This window comes from Streptomyces sp. NP160 (genome assembly GCF_006335115.1).
Lineage (GTDB): Bacteria > Actinomycetota > Actinomycetes > Actinomycetales > Quadrisphaeraceae > Quadrisphaera.
In genome coordinates this window covers 1-206 of record NZ_VDMJ01000140.1, presented here as the reverse complement: position 1 = coordinate 206, position 206 = coordinate 1, and the positions used below count along the sequence as shown (strand labels likewise).

1 protein-coding gene is annotated in these 206 nt (G+C 59.2%); it reads left to right on the top strand.

From position 1 onward, the window contains the following. Positions 1-34: 34 nt before the first annotated feature. Positions 35-206 (top strand): DsrE family protein (locus FHN55_RS24420; RefSeq protein WP_218974948.1); only part of this gene is annotated, 172 nt, incomplete at its 3' end.

The window sequence follows — 206 nt, the reverse complement described above, 5'->3', positions numbered from 1 at the left end:
CTCTCAGGAGGGGCTTTTGCGTCTGTGAGGTAGAATGGATGCACCGCTGTGCAGGAGTGCGATCATGAGTCTGAATTTTGCTCTGCTGGTCACCGGGCCCGCCTATGGCACCCAGACGGCCAGCACGGCCTATCGTTTTGCCCTGAGTCTGGTCGAGCAGGGACACCGCTTGTCCCACCTCTTCTTCTATCAGGAGGGGGTGTGCA